Origin of the sequence: Azospirillum sp. TSH100, from assembly GCF_004923295.1 — a bacterium.
In the GTDB taxonomy this organism is placed as follows: Bacteria; Pseudomonadota; Alphaproteobacteria; order Azospirillales; family Azospirillaceae; genus Azospirillum.
Window position 1 is genome coordinate 221588 of sequence record NZ_CP039637.1, and the last position, 14895, is coordinate 236482.

Below are 14895 nucleotides of genomic sequence, written 5' to 3' on the forward strand. Positions count from 1 at the left end.
CGGCCTCAATGGGTTCCCGGATTGGCCCGCGCCTTAGCCACCGCAGTGGCGATGTCGGTCCAGGCCGCCTTGTCCGGCGCGAAGCGGCCGCGCAGGTAGGCCAGCAGATCGGCGACCTGCCTGTCGGACAGGCTGTCGCGGAAGGCCGGCATATAGCCGAGGTCGCGGGTCGCCGGGGTCTGGATGCCATGCAGGATAACGCGGGCGAGGTTGTCCGGGCTGTCGCTGTGGACGTTGCTGTTCACCGCCATCGACGGGCTGACGCCGAACAGCGTTGGCCCGTTGCCGTCGCTGTGACAGGCTTGGCAGGCACCGTTGAAGATGCGCTCTCCATTGGCGGAGTTGACGGGGGCCGGAACGACGGCGGGTGTTTCCACAGCATCGCCGCCGAGCGAGGCGAGATAGGCAGCCATCGCCCGCACATCAGCTTCGGGTACGGTTGACAGCTCATGCACCACCGCGGCCATCGGGCCGGCGGCGACGCCGTGGCGCTGGGAGAAGCCGGTGCGCAGATAGGTGAACAGATCCTCCTCCGTCCAGGGCTTCGGCGCCTTGGACAGGCCGGTCAGGGCCGGCGCCTCCCAGCCGTCGACGGTGCCGCCGGCCAGGAACGCCTCGCCCAGCTTCTCCGCCCCCAGTGCGTTGCGCGGGCTGTGGCAGGCGGCGCAGTGGCCGAGCCCGTTGACCAGATAATTGCCGCGGTTCCATTCGGCACTCCGCTGCGGGTCCGGCCTGTAGGTCTCGCGGTTGAGGAACAGCGTGTTCCAGCCGGCCATCATCGGGCGCAGGTTGAAGGGGAAGCGCATGGCGTTGGCCGGCGCCTCGCTGCGCACCGCCGGCTGCGTCATCATGTGGGCGTAGAGCGCCTGCATGTCGTCGCCGGTCATGTTGCGGAAGGCGGTGTAGGGGAAGGCCGGGTAGAGATGCCGGCCGTCGCGGCCGATCCCCTCGCGCATCGCCCGGTCGAAGGCGGCGAAGGACCAGCTCCCGATCCCGGTTTCCGGGTCCGGCGTGATGTTGGTGCTGTGGACGGTGCCGAAGGGCGTCTCGAAGGGCCGGCCGCCGGCATTGGTCGCACCATTCTCCGCCGTGTGGCAGACCGCGCAGTCGCCCAACGCCGCCAGCTGCCGCCCGCGTTCGATGGTTGCCGGCGCCCACAGCCCGGCCGACGGCGGCGACACCGGGGCGATCTCGGCGCGGAAGGGCAGGGCGCTGCTGGCCATGCCAATCATCACCCCGCATAAGCCGGTCAGCGAGGCGCCGAGCCACGCCTTCCAGCCGCGCCTGCGCGGCTTGGCGGCTTCGGGCGGGGCGGGTGGCACCGGTTCGGATGGGCTGTTCAGCGCCTCGCGCACCCGCTCCGCGGTGATCGGCAGTTCGCGGAAGCGGATGCCGGTGGCGTCGAAGATGGCGTTGGCGATGGCCGCGGCACTGGGAACCGAGGCGGACTCGCCCGATCCCAACGGTGGCTCGGTCTCGCGCGGCATCATCAGCACGTCGATGTCCGGCACCTCGGGAAAGGTCATGATCGGGTAGCCGCCCCATTCCCTGGCGGCGACCACCGAGTCCTCGAACTCCACCTGTTCCTTCAGCACGCGGCTGGCCGACTGGATGACGTTGCCGTGGATCTGGTGGCGCACGCCGTCGGGGTTGATCATCTGGCCGGCATCATGGCCGACGACCACGCGGGTCACTGCGATCTCGCCGGTCCTGCGGTCGACCGCCACGTCGGCGACCCAGGCGGCCCAGGCGGCGCCGAAGCCGGGGAACTTGCTGTGGATGTAGCGGGCATAGGCGAAGCCGCGGCCGCGCAGCATGTCGCCCTCCGGCGGGGTCTGTTGCGGGGCGGTGCGCGGCTGCCAGCCGGCGCGGCCGGCAACGGCGCGGATCAGGTCGGCGGCGCGTTCGTCCTCGCGCAGGTGGCGCAGGCGGAATTCCACCGGATCGACCCCGGCGGCGAAGGCCAGCTCGTCGATGTAGCTGTCATGGGCGAAGCTGTTGGGCATCGCCGATACCCCGCGCATCCAGGAGGCGCGGACGATGGGGGCCATGTCGTTGATGACCACCCGCATGTTCTCGTAGTCGTAGGGCGGGATCGAGGTGCGGTCGCCCATCTCGAAGACGGCGGCCACCGGATCGACCCGTCCGGTCAGCAGCAGAGCCAGCGTCGGCGCGCCGTTCGACGGGTAGCTGGTGGCGAAATCGTAGGCGACGATTCCGCCGTCGGCATCGATGCCGCCATCGACCTCCATCAACTGGGCGGTGCCCTTCGGCTCCCACAGATGCTCCTGCTCGCGGGTCAGCTGGACGCGCACCGGGCGACCGACCGCCTGCGACAGCAGCAGCGCATCCGCCGCCACGTCGTCGGCGCAGTTGCGGCCGTAGCAGCCGGCGGCCTCCATCCGCACCACGTCGATCCGCTCCTCCGACCACTCCAGCAGCCAGGCGAGGTCGGCGCGCAGCAGATGCGGGTTCTGGGTGCCGGACCAGACCGTCGCCCGGTCCGCCTTGCAATCGGCCACCGCGCAGGACGGTCCGATGGAGCCGTGAATCTGGTAGGGCCAGACATAGGTCCGCGTCATCCGCTGGTCGGCGGCGGCAAGCGCGGCATCGACGTCGCCCTTGTCCAGCACCTTGCGCGGCGTGCTGGGATTCTCGCGCAGGGCCTGGGCGAGGTTCGACAGGTCGGGCAGCTTGCGGGTCCAGGGCCTCCAGGTGACCTTCAGCGCGCGGGCCGCCTTGATCGCCTGTTCCTCGCGCTCCGCCACCACGCCGACGAAGTCGCGCACCACCACCACCCTGACGATGCCGGGGATGTGGGCGATGGAGCCTTCATCGACGCTCTCCAGGCTGTTGCCGACGAATTCGCCGCTGTCGATGCCGGCATAGGGCGGGCGCACCACCCGGCCATGCAGCATCCCCGGCAGCCGCAGATCATGCACATAGGAGAACTCGCCGGTCGCCTTGGCCGGGATGTCGACACGCGGCGCGCCCTTGCCGACCAGCCTGTATTGCTCGCGCGGCTTCAGCGGGGCGTCGCCGCTGATGCGCAGTTCCACCCGCCCGCCCCGCACCAGTTCTCCGTAGGAGATGCGGCGGTTGCCGTCGCCAGCGATCACAACCCCTTCTTCAACGCGCAACTCTCCCGCCGGCACGCCGAACAGGGAAGCGGCGCGGTCCAGCAGCCAACGGCGCGCCTCCGCCGCAGCGTTGCGCAGGGGAACGGCGGAGATCTGGATGGTGGCACTGGCGATGGTGGCGCCCTGGTTGGGGCTGCTGCCGGTATCGCCCAGCACCATGCGAAGCTGGTCCATGCGCAGGTCCAGCTCCTCGGCGACGATCTGGGTCAGCGCCGTCCGGATGCCGGTGCCGAGATCGACATGGCCGTTGAAGGCGAAGACCTGCCCGTCGTCGCGCACTGCCAGGAACAGCGCGGTTTCCGGCGGCTTCGGCGTGGCTGTTGCCCCCTTAGCGACCGGGCCGGAGGGCGGCTGGATCTCGTCAACGATCAGCAGGACGCCGGTCGCCGCCATCAGTTCCGCACGGGTCGGCATCGGCGGGGACTGAGGGGCGGGCGTCGGGTTGATCGTCATGATGTGCTCCGGGGGAGGAGAGAAGCCGCGCAGCCCGCATGACGGCGCGCAGGATTTCGACATGGGTGCCGCAGCGGCACAGGTTGCCGGACAGGGCGCGGCGCACCTCGTCCATGGTCGGGGCCGGGTTGCGGTCGAGCAGCGCCTTGGCGGTCATGATCATGCCGTTCATGCAATAGCCGCACTGGGCGGCCTGCTCGTCGATGAAGGCCTGCTGGACCGGATGGGGCGCGCCGCTGTTGCCCAGCCCTTCCAGCGTCACCACCTCGCGCCCTTCCGCGCCCGCCAGCGGGATGACACAGGACCGCGCGGCGACGCCGTCGAGGATGATTGTGCAGGCCCCGCATTCGCCGAGCCCGCAGCCGTATTTCGGCCCGTTCAGGGCCAGATCGTTGCGCAGGATGTAGAGCAGCGGCGTGTCGGCCATCGCCGTCACCGAAACGGCATGGCCATTCACCCGCAGCGCGATGGTCTTTTCCATAAGGCGTCCATCCGGTGCGATCACGCCCGTAGTCTCCTTGGGGATCCGACGGGGGCAGGGGGGACGGGAGGTTACTCGTCCCCGCCCTGCGCGATCATCTTTTGCAGGACATGGGTCACCGCCAGCCGTTCCGCCGGGTTCAGCTGTCCCATGGTCAGCTCGCTGATCCGCCGCGCACAGGGCACCATGTCGTCCAGCAACTGCCGGCCCTCGCCGGTCAGGCAGTTGATGACCTTGCGCCGGTCCTGCGGGTCGGAGGTCTGGTGGATCAGCCCGCGCGCCTTCAGCCGCTCGACGATGCCGCGGATCGTCGCCTGGTCGATGGCGGTGGACTTCACCAGCTCGATCAGCGAACTCGGCCCGTTGTCGCGGATGGCGCAGAGCGTGACGAACTGCACCGAGGTCAGCTGCGGGTCGCAGGCATTGCGCTGGAAGATGGCGAGGTGCCGCTGATAGGCCCGCCGCAGCAGATGGCCGATCTGGTCGGAAAAGACGTACTCGGCGTCTCCGGGGCCAGCTTCGGGGCCGTCTTCAGGCTGCAGGTCTTGGGACATCGGGGACAACATGCGGTGGACCGGGAGGGTGGCGAACGATAGCAGCGGTGGCGGGGGCAGGGAAGGGCGACGGGGTGCCCCCGCTGTGCCGCCGGTCATGCCCCCTCTCATGCCTTCGACGCTTCCGGCGCCACCACGTCGCCAGCGAGCACCACTGGTTCGCCGTCCAGCAGGACATCGCAACCGCGAAGCGGGATGTCCATGTGGCACGGGGTCTTGCGGCTGCCGCCGACCTCGGTGTTCGGGCCGGTGGAGAACAGGAAGTTGCCGTAGAAGGCGCGGGCGTCCATGCACATGCCGTCATTCTTGTCGTGCAGCCCCATCGCCGTCCATTGCGCCCGCGGTTGCAGGCCCCAGCCGATGTGGGAGATGCCGTAGACCTCAGGATCCTTGAAATAGGCCATGTAGTCGCGCAGGTACTCCGCCTCGAACCCGCCATGGATGCGGCGGATGAAGCCCTCCTCGATCTCCAGCGTCACCGTCTCGCGCACATAGGTCTTGAAGGGCAGCAGGATGTCGCCGACGTCGAGCACCAGCGTGCCTTCGGCGCTGCCCTCGTCCGGCCAGGAGAACAGGAAGCCGCTCGGCCAATGGTCCCAGCGGCCGGGCTCGTCGGCGAAGCCGTATTCCGTCACCGTCGGATACTGGCCGAGAATGGCGCGGAAATCGCTGCCGGCCTTCGACGTCACGGCGATGGAGCGGGCCCGCTTCAGCCGCTCCGCCGCAGCGTTGACGCGGATTTTGTCCTCTTCGGTCGGCAGGATGCGGGCCAGCACCTCCGGCGGCTCCACCGCCAGCAGGATACGGGTGCCGGTCTTCAGGATCTGCTCCTGCTCCGGCGAATGCAGCAGCATCATGGTGTCGACGATCAGGTCGGCCGCCTCCAGCGCGCGCTGGGCGGCGAGGTTGCCGGTCAGGGGCGTGTCACCGCAATAGGCGGTCATGTCCATGCCCATGGCGCGCGGGTGGTTGAAGGCCGGCAGTTCGACCCCGTACACGCTGGCCCCCAGGTGCTGGGCCGCGTCCATCGCCGCCCGCACGATGCGCGGGTTGGAATAGTCGCTCTTAAGCACAGCGACGCTCTGGGTCTTGTCCACCTTGGACAGGGTCAGAACCCGCTCGAACATCTGCGTCAGCTCGCGATCGCTCACCGGCATCTCATCTCTCCCAACCTTGGTGGCCGCGGCCGCGCCCTGCGCGATCCGGGCCGTGTTTCCGGGTGGACATCCGCCGTCGGCAGTGGCGGACTGACCAACATATATAGAGCGTATAAGCTTAATCTGGCCCAGGACAGTATGGGGGTAAGCCCTTGGCTGGCGCTGTGCCGAAATGAACGATAAACAGGCAGTGGCGACCTAAAATGAGGCGATACATGGCTATTTTGCGGTCAAATCCCGCTGCGAAGCCCTGTGAGGGCGCCGCAAAGCCCGAGTAGTGTTGTATGGCGAATTGTGTTGCGTGGCAAGCCAAAACAGCGTACACACTGTATATCGAGTTCAGCGCAACGGTCGACGGCCGGAGCCGGGGCGAAAAATCGCCGGCCCCCTTTCCGCACCCTTGCATCCGGCCGCGCGCGCCATGGTGCCGCCGGCCGAATACCCACATGTCAGCAAAGGGCAATACCCATGAGGAAGACTCAGAGAATCGCGATTGTCGGGGCCGGGCTGGGCGGTGCCGCCGCCGCCGGGCTTCTGCAGCAGGCCGGCTTCCAGGTCGATGTCTACGAGCAGGCGACTGAATTCTCCCGGCTGGGTGCCGGCATCCATGTCGGCCCCAACGTGATGAAGGTGTTCCGTCGGCTGGGCATCGAGAAGCCGCTGGAGGCGATGGGGTCCAAGCCGGACTTCTGGTTCAGCCGCGACGGTTTCACCGGCGATTACCTGTCGCGCATCCCCTTGGGCGATTTCGCCAGGCGCGAATATGGCGCCGCCTATGTCACCGTCCATCGCGGCGACATGCATCTGTTGCAGATGGACACGCTGGCCCCCGGTTCCGTCCAGTTCGACAAGCGGCTGGAAACCATCACCGACAGTGGCGACGACGTCCGCCTGACCTTCGCCGACGGGACCGAGGCGCGCGCCGATATCGTCATCGGCGCCGACGGTATCAATTCCCGCATCCGCGAGGCCCTGCTGGGGGTCGAGGCGCCGAACTACAGCGGCTGGGTCGCCCACCGCGCGCTGATCCGTGGCGACCAGCTGGCGAAATACGACCTGACCTTCGAGGACTGCATCAAGTGGTGGACCGAGGATCGTCACATGATGGTCTATTTCACCACCGGGAAGCGCGACGAATATTACTATGTCACCGGCGTGCCGCATCCGGCCTGGGACTTCCAGGAGGCCTTCGTCGACAGCAGCCGCGAGGAGATGTTCGAGGCTTTCCAGGGCTATCACCCGACCGTCCAGGCGCTGATCGAGTGCACGGAGGAGGTCACCAAATGGCCGTTGCGCAACCGCAACCCGCTGCCGCTGTGGAGCCGCGGCCGGCTGGTCCTGCTGGGCGACGCCTGCCACCCGATGAAGCCGCACATGGCGCAGGGCGCCGGCATGGCGATCGAGGACGCGGCGATGCTGACCCGCTGCCTGTCCGAGACCGGCCTGACCGACTACCGCACCGCCTTCGCGCTGTACGAGGCCAACCGCAAGGACCGCGCGACGCGGGTGCAGGCGGTTTCCAACGCCAACACCTTCCTGCGCACGCAGGAGGATCCGGCCTGGGTCTTCGGCTACGACGTCTATGAGCAGCCGCTGCGCGAAGGCGTCGCGGCATGACCGCCTCGACCTTCCTCTATGGCGCCAACGTCCAGGCCAACGGCATCCGCCAGCATTACCTGCGCTATGGCGGGGAGCGGCAGGACGGGCGACCGCCCATCGTGCTGATCCCCGGCATCACCAGCCCGGCCGTCACCTGGGGCTTTGTCGCCGAACGCTTCGGGCAACAGTTCGACACCTATGTGCTGGACGTGCGCGGGCGTGGGCTGTCGGAAAGCGGGCCGCATCTGGATTACGGCATCGACGCCTGCGCCGACGACGTGAACGCCTTCATCGCGGCGCTCGGCCTGAGCGATTGCATCCTGATCGGCCATTCCATGGGCGCCCGCTTCGCCATCCGCGCCGCGGTGCGCGGTGAAGGCAAGGGCCTGCGCCAGCTGGTGCTGATCGATCCGCCGGTCTCCGGCCCCGGCCGCCGGCCCTATCCCAGCGGCCTGCCATGGTACGTCGATTCGATCCGCCAGTCGCTGACGGGCATGGATGCCGACGCCATGCGCGCCTTCTGCCCGACCTGGACGGAGGAGCAGCTGCGGCTGCGCGCCGAATGGCTGCACACCTGCTACGAGCCGGCCATCGTCCAGGCCTATGAAGGCTTCCACCGGGACGACATCCATGCCGACCTGCCGAAGCTGCCGGTCCCGGCCCTGCTGATCGTCGCCGGCCGCGGCGGCGTGATCCAGCCGGAGGACGAGGCGGAGATTATCAGCCTCCAGCCCGCCATCCGCATCGCCCGCGTCCCAAACGCCGGGCACATGATCCCGTGGGATGACCTCGACGGCTTCCTCGCCGCCTTCGGCGACAGCCTCGGCATCCAGCTCCCCGGCCCGTTCGCCTGATCCATAGGAACGACACCCATGTCTTCGCTGTACCGCATCGGCCAGATCGTCCCGAGTTCCAACGTCACCATGGAAACGGAAATCCCGGCTATGCTGACCGCGCGTCAGGCGATCCGCCCGGAACGCTTCACCTTCCATTCCGCCCGCATGCGGATGAAGACGGTGAAGAAGGAGGAGCTGGCGGCGATGGACGCCGAATCCGACCGCTGCGCCGTCGAGCTGTCGGACGCCCGCGTCGATGTGCTGGGCTATGCCTGCCTCGTCGCCATCATGTCGATGGGGCTCGGCTACCACCGCGATTCCGAAGCCCGCCTTGCCCGCAAGACGCTGGAGAACGAGGCTCCCGCCCCGGTGGTCACCAGCGCCGGCGCTCTGGTCGACGGGCTGAAGGTGATGGGCGCCAAGCGCATTGCCATTGTCGCCCCCTACATGCGCCCGCTGACCGAGCTGGTGGTCGACTACATCCGCGCCGAAGGCTTCGAGGTGCAGGACTGGCGCGCGCTGGAGATCCCCGACAACCTCGACGTCGCCCGCCACGATCCCAACAACCTGCCGGACATCGTGCGCGGCATGAACCTGGAGGGCGTGGACGTCGTCGTCCTGTCCGCCTGCGTGCAGATGCCGTCGCTGCCGGTGGTGCCGCGGGTGGAGGCGGAGACCGGCAAGCCGGTGCTGACCGCCGCCATCGCCACGACCTACGCCATGCTGAAGGCGCTGAAGCTGGAGCCGATCGTGCCCGGCGCCGGTGCCCTGCTGTCCGGCGCCTACTGAGGAGTGATCCGCATGACCGACGGGCAAAGCGCATCCGACAATTACAAGGGCGTCTGGGGCAACCGGATCGGCTTCGGCCAGCGGCCGGCCCTGCTGGTGATCGACTTCATGCGGGGCTACACCACCGAAGGCGCGCCGCTCTACGCCCCCGGCGTGGTGCGCGCGGTGGCGGAGACGGTGGAGTTGCTGGACGCCGCCCGCAAGGCCGGCATTCCGGTCGTCCACACCAACATCCGCTACCATCCCGGCCATTTCGCCGATGGCGGCATGTGGGTGCGCAAGGCCCCGGTGATGAAGGACATGGTGGAGGGCAACCCGCTCGCCGCCTTCTGTCCGGAGGTCGTGCCGCTGACGGGCGAGGTGGTGATCTCCAAGCAATATGCCAGCGCCTTCTTCGGCACCAGCCTCGCGCCCATGCTGCATGCCATGGGGGTGGATACGGTGGTGCTGGCCGGCTGCTCGACCAGCGGCTGCATCCGGGCCAGCGCGGTGGACGCGGTCCAGCATGGTTTCCGCACCATCGTCGTGCGCGACTGCGTCGGCGACCGCCATGACGGCCCGCATGAGGCCAACCTGTTCGACATCGACAGCAAATACGGCGACGTGGTGAGCAAGCAGGAGGCGCTCGCGCAGTTCGCTGAAAAGGTCGCTTAAAGCGGCCTGCTGTATCAGGACCAACAAAAAACAAAACTGGGGCCAACACCCGGTGCTGCACCCGAGACAGGCGGCGCCGGCATGAGAAACGGGACGGGTTCACAACGCGATCAGCGTAAGGAGACAGACGACATGTCCTATGCCCAGACGACAACAGCGGATGCGGCGCCTAACGCCGCGCTTGGCGCCGTGCAGTCCGTCGATACGGATCAGCTCTACAAGAAGGTCACCTGGCGCCTCATTCCTTTCCTCTGCTTCTGCTATCTGGCGGCCTATCTCGACCGCATCAACATCGGCTTCGCCAAGCTGCAGATGATGGGGGACCTTCAGTTCAGCGAGGCGGCCTACGGTCTGGGCGCCGGCCTGTTCTTCGTCGGCTACATCCTGTTCGAGGTGCCGAGCAATCTCGTGCTGACCAAGGTCGGCGCGCGGCTGTGGATCGCCCGCATCATGATCACCTGGGGCCTGCTGTCGGCCGCCACCATGCTGGTCACCACCCCGACCCAGTTCTACATCGTCCGCTTCCTGCTGGGCGCCGCCGAGGCCGGCTTCCTGCCGGGCGTGCTCTATTACCTGACGCTGTGGTTCCCGACCTACCGCCGCGGCCGAATCATGGCGCTGTTCGTCATCGGCCTGCCGCTGTCCAGCGTGATCGGCGGCCCGCTGTCGGGCTGGATCATGAGCCATTTCGACCATGTCCACGGCCTGCGCGGCTGGCAGTGGCTGTTCCTGCTGGAGGCGGTGCCCAGCGTGCTTCTCGGCTTCCTGACCTTCGTCGCCCTGCCGAATTCCTTCCGCGACGCCAAATGGCTGTCGGAGGATGAGAAGGCCCGCATCGCCGCCGACCTGCATGGCGACGAGTCCGAAGCCAAGCATGCCGGCCACAGCTTCAAGGAAGGGTTGTTGAATCTGAAGGTGTGGATGCTGGGCGGCATCGACTTCGCCATCCTGCTGACCGCCTACGCCATCGGCTTCTGGTTGCCCACCTTCATCCGCAAGACCGGCGTGGTCGATCCGTTCCACATCGGCCTGCTGACGATGATCCCCAACATCCTGGCCGTCATCGGCATCCTGCTGATCGGCGCCAGTTCCGACCGGATGCGCGAGCGGCGCTGGCACATCATCGTCCCCTTCCTGGCCGCCTCGGCCGCGCTGGCGACCAGCACCTTCTTCGCCGACAACCTCGTCGCCACCGTGGCGCTGTTCACCGTCGCCTCGGTCGGCGTGCTCGGTCCGCTCCCCGCCTATTTCAGCCTGCCGGCTACCTTCCTGAAGGGCACGGCGGCGGCCACCGGCTTCGCCATGGCGATTTCGCTCGCCAGCATCGCCGGTCTGGTCAGCAACTCGCTGATCGGCATCGTTATCGATCTGACCGGTAGCAGCAGCGCCGCCTTGTGGTTTTTCTCCGGCTGTCTGCTGATCGGCGCCCTGCTGGTCTATGCATTGCCGCCCAGGGTGGTGAATCTCTGAGGAGATTTCTGCGATACATAAAGCTTCTGTGAAAATTCTCGCGATAAGAGTGTGTGAACGGCCCGACCGGTGCCGCCCGATGGGCGGCGCCGGTTTGGCCGTTCCGGTGTGTCCGGCCACGGCGCGGCCGAGGCACCCGCTGCAACAAAGCCAGTCGCCGGGGGCAACAGAGACATGATTTCCGCATTGCGTGGCATCCGGGGGCGCCTGCTGCTGCTTCCCCTGATCACCGTTCTGGCGCTGGTCGGCGCCGGGGTCCTGACCGCGAGGTCGCTCGGCACCGTGATGATGGAGGAGCGGCAGGCCCGCGCCCGCGTCGCGGTGGAGATGGTGACCTCCATCATCGAACGGTTCGAGCAGCGCGCGGCCTCCGGCGAACTGCCGCTCGCCGACGCGCAGAAGCTGGCGCTCGACATCGCGCGGACGGCGCGCTACGACGGTTCGGAATACGCGCTGATCCTCGACCGCAAGGGCAACATCCTGGCCCACCTGAACCCGCAGGTCGAAGGCAAGGCGATGTGGGACAGCACCGACAAGACCGGCCGGCTGTTCGTGCGCGACGAGGTCGCGGCGGCCGAAGCCGGCGGCGGCTATTCCTCCTTCTTCTTTCCCAAGCCCGGTTCCAGCGATCCGGTGGAGAAATCCGCCTATTCCAAGCTGACCAAGGGCTGGGGTTGGGTCGTCAGCTCCGGCGTCTATCTCGACACCGTCGCCGCCGCGCGGACGCGGACCATGCTGCACATCGCCATCGCCGTCTCGGTTCTGGCGGCGGTCAGCCTCGGCCTTGCCCTGTGGATCGGCCGGCGCATCACCACGCCGATCCTGCACCTGACCCAGGCCACCAACCGCATCTCCACCGGCGATCTGTCGGTCGCGATCAACCACCAGGACCGCGGCGACGAGGTCGGGACGCTCGCCCGCGCGCTGGAGGACTTCAAGCGCAACGGCGAGGAGGTACGCCGCCTCCAGGCCGAGGCGGAAGCGCAGAAGGACCGCACCGAGGCCGAACGCCGCGCCGCCCTGCTCGACATGGCGGCCCAGTTCGAGGCACGCGTGATGGGGATGGTCGCCGCCGTCGCCGCCGCGGCGCACGAAATGGAAAGCAACGCGTCCGGCATGGCTCTCGCCGCCGACCGTTCCGGCACCCAGGCCCATGCGGTGTCGCAGGCCTCCGAACAGGCCAGCAGCAACGTCAACACGGTGGCCGCCGCGACGGAGGAGCTGTTCGCCTCCATCGCCGAGATCGGCCGTCAGGTGACCATGTCCACCAGCGTCGCCGGCCGCGCGGTGGACGAGGCGGCGAAGATCGACGGCATGATCCAGAGCCTTGCCTCCGCCGCCCAGGAGATCGGGCAGGTGGTGGAACTCATCAACGCCATCGCCGGCCAGACCAACCTGCTGGCGCTGAACGCCACCATCGAGGCGGCGCGGGCCGGCGAACATGGCAAGGGTTTCGCCGTCGTCGCGTCGGAGGTGAAGGCGCTGGCCAACCAGACGGCCAAGGCCACCGACGACATCCAGGCCAAGGTTCTGGAAATCCAGCAATTCACCGGCAGCACGGTGACGGCGGTGCAGGGCATCGGCAGCACCATCACCTCGGTCAGCGACATCGCCACCGCCATCGCCTCGGCGGTGGAGCAGCAGAGCGCCGCCACCAAGGATATCGGCGCCAACATCCAGCAGGCCGCCCGCCATACGGCGGAGGTCAACAGCAATATCGCCGGCATCGCCCAGACCGTCGGCGAGACCGGCAGCGCCGCGTCCGTCGTGCTGGCCGCCTCAAGCGGCCTCGTCCGCGAGACGGTCAGGCTGCGCAGCGAGGTGGAGGACTTCCTGTCGACGGTCCGCGCCGCCTGATCGGTGGCCTCAGCGGGCGGTCGGCTGGAAGCCGTGGCTTTGCAGGATCGCCTGCCCGGGTGGAGAGAGGACGAAGTCGACGAAACCCTGACCACGTGCGGCATCGCCCTTTGCCATCACGGTGATGCCGTACTCCGCACCGACGTTCAGTGCTTCCGGCATGGCGACCACGCCCAGCGCCGGCTTCTCCCGGGTGGCGAGGCGGGCGTTGGTGCAGTAGGTGAGGATCAGGTCGGCGGCATCCCGCTCCATCAGCCAGGCGTAGGCGTTGCGGCCTTCCGGCGGTTGGGGCGCCTGCGGGCCGCCGGTGATCTTGATCGCCTTGGCGTCGAGTGCCGCCCCGCTGCCCGGCCTCAGCCGGTCCGCTTTACCGAAAAGTTCCCAGGCATAGTCGCCGGCCGGATCATTTTTCGGTGTCGAGGTGCCGAGCCGCACCGCCGGGTCCAGCATGCGGTCGAGCAGCGTGTCGGGCGTGACCGTCAGCCCCGGCTTGGTCAGCGCGCATAGGGTGTTGCGCGCGAAGGCCCGCACCGGGCCGGCCAGTCCGGCGGCGTGCAGGGCGCTGGGATGGTCCATGTTGGCGGAGGCGAAGACCTCCGCCGTCTCGCCCTTCTCCAGCCTTTCCTTCAGCAGGCCGGAGGCGCCGAAGGTGCCGGCGACCGGAATGCCCCGTGTTGCCTCGTAAGCCTTGGCGACTTCGCCCAGCACCGCCTTCAGGCTGCCGGCGGCATAGACCCGCACCGGTTCGGCCGAGGCGGCTCGTGCCGGCAGGGAGGACAGCAAGGCCACGGGCAACATCGCGGTGGCGGTCAGCACGGCACGGCGAATCCGGAACGGCATCGACGATTTCCCGACCATCGTTATGAGTGCTACATCATAGCGAAGAGTGGCGCCGTGCAAAGGCGGCTATTCGACTTGTTTCCGCTCCTGCTACGCCGTGTCGCGCCCGCGCTTGCCGAGTGCGCTGCCGGCCGAGGCGCACATGATGCAGGCGATGGCCGCCCATTGCACCGTGCTCAGCCGCTCGCCCAGCATCAGGAAGCCGATCAGCGCCGCCACGGCGGGGGAGGCGCTGACGGCGAGGCCGAACACATGGCTGGGTAGGCGGCGGAGCGCCATCATCTCCAGCAGATAGGGCACCATGCTCGACAGCACCGCCACCGCCAGTCCGGTCAGCAGCACGGCCGGGACCAGCAGCCCGGCGCCGGCATGGGTAATCCCCAGCGGGACCGTGAAGCTGGCAGCGACCAGCATGCCCCAGGCTACAGCCTGCCCACCCGGCAGCGCCGAGGCGCGCTTGCCGAACACGATATAGAGCGCCCAGCAGAAGGCCGCCGCCGCCGCATAGGCGACGCCGACCGGGTTGAGCGCGCTGCTAGCCTCCCGCAGTGGCAAAAGCAGGACGAGACCCACTGCGGCGCAGGCGATCCACAGGAAATCCTTCAGCCGGCGCGAGCCGAGCAGCGCCACTGCCAGCGGTCCGGTCACCTCGATGGCGATGGCGATGCCGATGGGGATCAACTCCATCGCGCGGTAGATCGACAGGTTCATCGCCCCCAGCGTGGCGCCATAGACCAGCAGGTTGCCCATATTCGACCGTCCCGGCAGACTGCGCCAGGGCCGCAGGATCGCCAGCAGCATCAGCGCCGACAGCCCGACGCGCAGACCGGTCACCCCCTCCGCCCCGACCATCGGGAACAACGACTTTGCCGAGGCCGCCCCGACATACTGCGACAGCAGCGAGGCCAGAAGAAGCGCGAGCGGCAGCACCGCCGGCTCCGGCCGGGTGACTGAGGTGGAGTCGATGGAGGCGTTCGTCACGCGCTGGCTCCCGCAGGACAGGTTCGAGCGCAAAGATACTGTGACGCAGGCGGGCCGGGCGTTTAAGTTTCGCTCAATGGATGC

The 14895-nt window shown here is 68.0% G+C and carries 11 protein-coding genes and 1 pseudogene; 6 read left to right on the forward strand and 6 right to left on the reverse strand.

The genetic code is table 11. From position 1 onward, the window contains the following. Nucleotides 1–5 precede the first annotated feature (5 nt). The 4 genes and pseudogenes from E6C72_RS22640 to E6C72_RS22655 form a co-directional block, all read right to left on the reverse strand. Nucleotides 6–3593, reverse strand: coding sequence for a molybdopterin cofactor-binding domain-containing protein (locus E6C72_RS22640; protein ID WP_247875905.1), 3588 nt, complete (start codon nt 3591–3593; stop codon nt 6–8). A 22-nt stretch (nt 3594–3615) separates the two neighbouring features. Then, nucleotides 3616–4074, reverse strand: a pseudogene (locus tag E6C72_RS22645) ((2Fe-2S)-binding protein); the annotation flags it as partial. 71 nt (nt 4075–4145) lie between these two features. Continuing rightward, nucleotides 4146–4628, reverse strand: coding sequence for a MarR family winged helix-turn-helix transcriptional regulator (locus E6C72_RS22650; protein ID WP_211100100.1), 483 nt, complete (start codon nt 4626–4628; stop codon nt 4146–4148). A 107-nt stretch (nt 4629–4735) separates the two neighbouring features. After that, the gene (locus E6C72_RS22655; protein ID WP_109442726.1) at nt 4736–5785 is read right to left on the reverse strand and encodes a 2,5-dihydroxypyridine 5,6-dioxygenase; all 1050 of its coding nucleotides are present in this window, start codon (nt 5783–5785) and stop codon (nt 4736–4738) included. Nucleotides 5786–6253: 468 nt separating this feature from the next. Here E6C72_RS22655 and E6C72_RS22660 point away from each other — a divergent pair, with 468 nt between their 5' ends. The 6 genes from E6C72_RS22660 (at nt 6254) to E6C72_RS22685 (ending at nt 12990) form a co-directional block, all read left to right on the forward strand. Further along, the gene (locus tag E6C72_RS22660; RefSeq protein ID WP_109442727.1) at nt 6254–7402 is read left to right on the forward strand and encodes an FAD-dependent monooxygenase; all 1149 of its coding nucleotides are present in this window, start codon (nt 6254–6256) and stop codon (nt 7400–7402) included. Continuing rightward, nucleotides 7399–8238 (forward strand): alpha/beta fold hydrolase, encoded by an 840-nt coding sequence (locus E6C72_RS22665; RefSeq protein WP_109442728.1) that lies wholly within the window; start codon nt 7399–7401, stop codon nt 8236–8238. Before E6C72_RS22660 ends, E6C72_RS22665 begins: the two co-directional genes overlap by 4 nt. A 69-nt stretch (nt 8239–8307) precedes the next feature. Continuing rightward, nucleotides 8308–9009, forward strand: coding sequence for an Asp/Glu racemase (locus tag E6C72_RS22670; RefSeq protein WP_199228839.1), 702 nt, complete (start codon nt 8308–8310; stop codon nt 9007–9009). A gap of 12 nt (nt 9010–9021) precedes the next feature. Next, on the forward strand, nt 9022–9663 hold the full coding sequence (locus tag E6C72_RS22675; protein ID WP_109442730.1) for an N-carbamoylsarcosine amidohydrolase: 642 nt from the start codon (nt 9022–9024) through the stop codon (nt 9661–9663). Between the two features lie 132 nt (nt 9664–9795). Then, complete coding sequence (locus tag E6C72_RS22680; RefSeq protein ID WP_211100101.1) at nt 9796–11133, forward strand: MFS transporter; 1338 nt, start codon at nt 9796–9798, stop codon at nt 11131–11133. A 174-nt stretch (nt 11134–11307) separates the two neighbouring features. Beyond that, nucleotides 11308–12990, forward strand: coding sequence for a methyl-accepting chemotaxis protein (locus E6C72_RS22685; RefSeq protein WP_109442731.1), 1683 nt, complete (start codon nt 11308–11310; stop codon nt 12988–12990). Between the two features lie 9 nt (nt 12991–12999). Here E6C72_RS22685 and E6C72_RS22690 read toward each other — a convergent pair whose 3' ends face one another. Both E6C72_RS22690 and E6C72_RS22695 read right to left on the reverse strand, forming a co-directional pair. Next, complete coding sequence (locus tag E6C72_RS22690; RefSeq protein WP_109442732.1) at nt 13000–13830, reverse strand: molybdate ABC transporter substrate-binding protein; 831 nt, start codon at nt 13828–13830, stop codon at nt 13000–13002. 90 nt (nt 13831–13920) lie between these two features. Continuing rightward, a complete protein-coding gene (locus E6C72_RS22695) occupies nt 13921–14811 on the reverse strand; it encodes a DMT family transporter (protein ID WP_109442733.1) in 891 nt (296 codons plus the stop codon). Between the last annotated feature and the right edge of the window lie 84 nt (nt 14812–14895).

Bases quoted from the DNA above. Each gene is read 5' to 3' on its own strand.
- E6C72_RS22640 (WP_247875905.1), bottom strand. From the start codon at position 3,593: ATGACGATCAACCCGACGCCCGCCCCTCAGTCCCCGCCGATGCCGACC.
- E6C72_RS22650 (WP_211100100.1), bottom strand. From the start codon at position 4,628: ATGTCCCAAGACCTGCAGCCTGAAGACGGCCCCGAAGCTGGCCCCGGA.
- E6C72_RS22655 (WP_109442726.1), bottom strand. From the start codon at position 5,785: ATGCCGGTGAGCGATCGCGAGCTGACGCAGATGTTCGAGCGGGTTCTG.
- E6C72_RS22660 (WP_109442727.1), top strand. From the start codon at position 6,254: ATGAGGAAGACTCAGAGAATCGCGATTGTCGGGGCCGGGCTGGGCGGT.
- E6C72_RS22665 (WP_109442728.1), top strand. From the start codon at position 7,399: ATGACCGCCTCGACCTTCCTCTATGGCGCCAACGTCCAGGCCAACGGC.
- E6C72_RS22670 (WP_199228839.1), top strand. From the start codon at position 8,308: ATGGAAACGGAAATCCCGGCTATGCTGACCGCGCGTCAGGCGATCCGC.
- E6C72_RS22675 (WP_109442730.1), top strand. From the start codon at position 9,022: ATGACCGACGGGCAAAGCGCATCCGACAATTACAAGGGCGTCTGGGGC.
- E6C72_RS22680 (WP_211100101.1), top strand. From the start codon at position 9,796: ATGTCCTATGCCCAGACGACAACAGCGGATGCGGCGCCTAACGCCGCG.
- E6C72_RS22685 (WP_109442731.1), top strand. From the start codon at position 11,308: ATGATTTCCGCATTGCGTGGCATCCGGGGGCGCCTGCTGCTGCTTCCC.
- E6C72_RS22690 (WP_109442732.1), bottom strand. From the start codon at position 13,830: ATGCCGTTCCGGATTCGCCGTGCCGTGCTGACCGCCACCGCGATGTTG.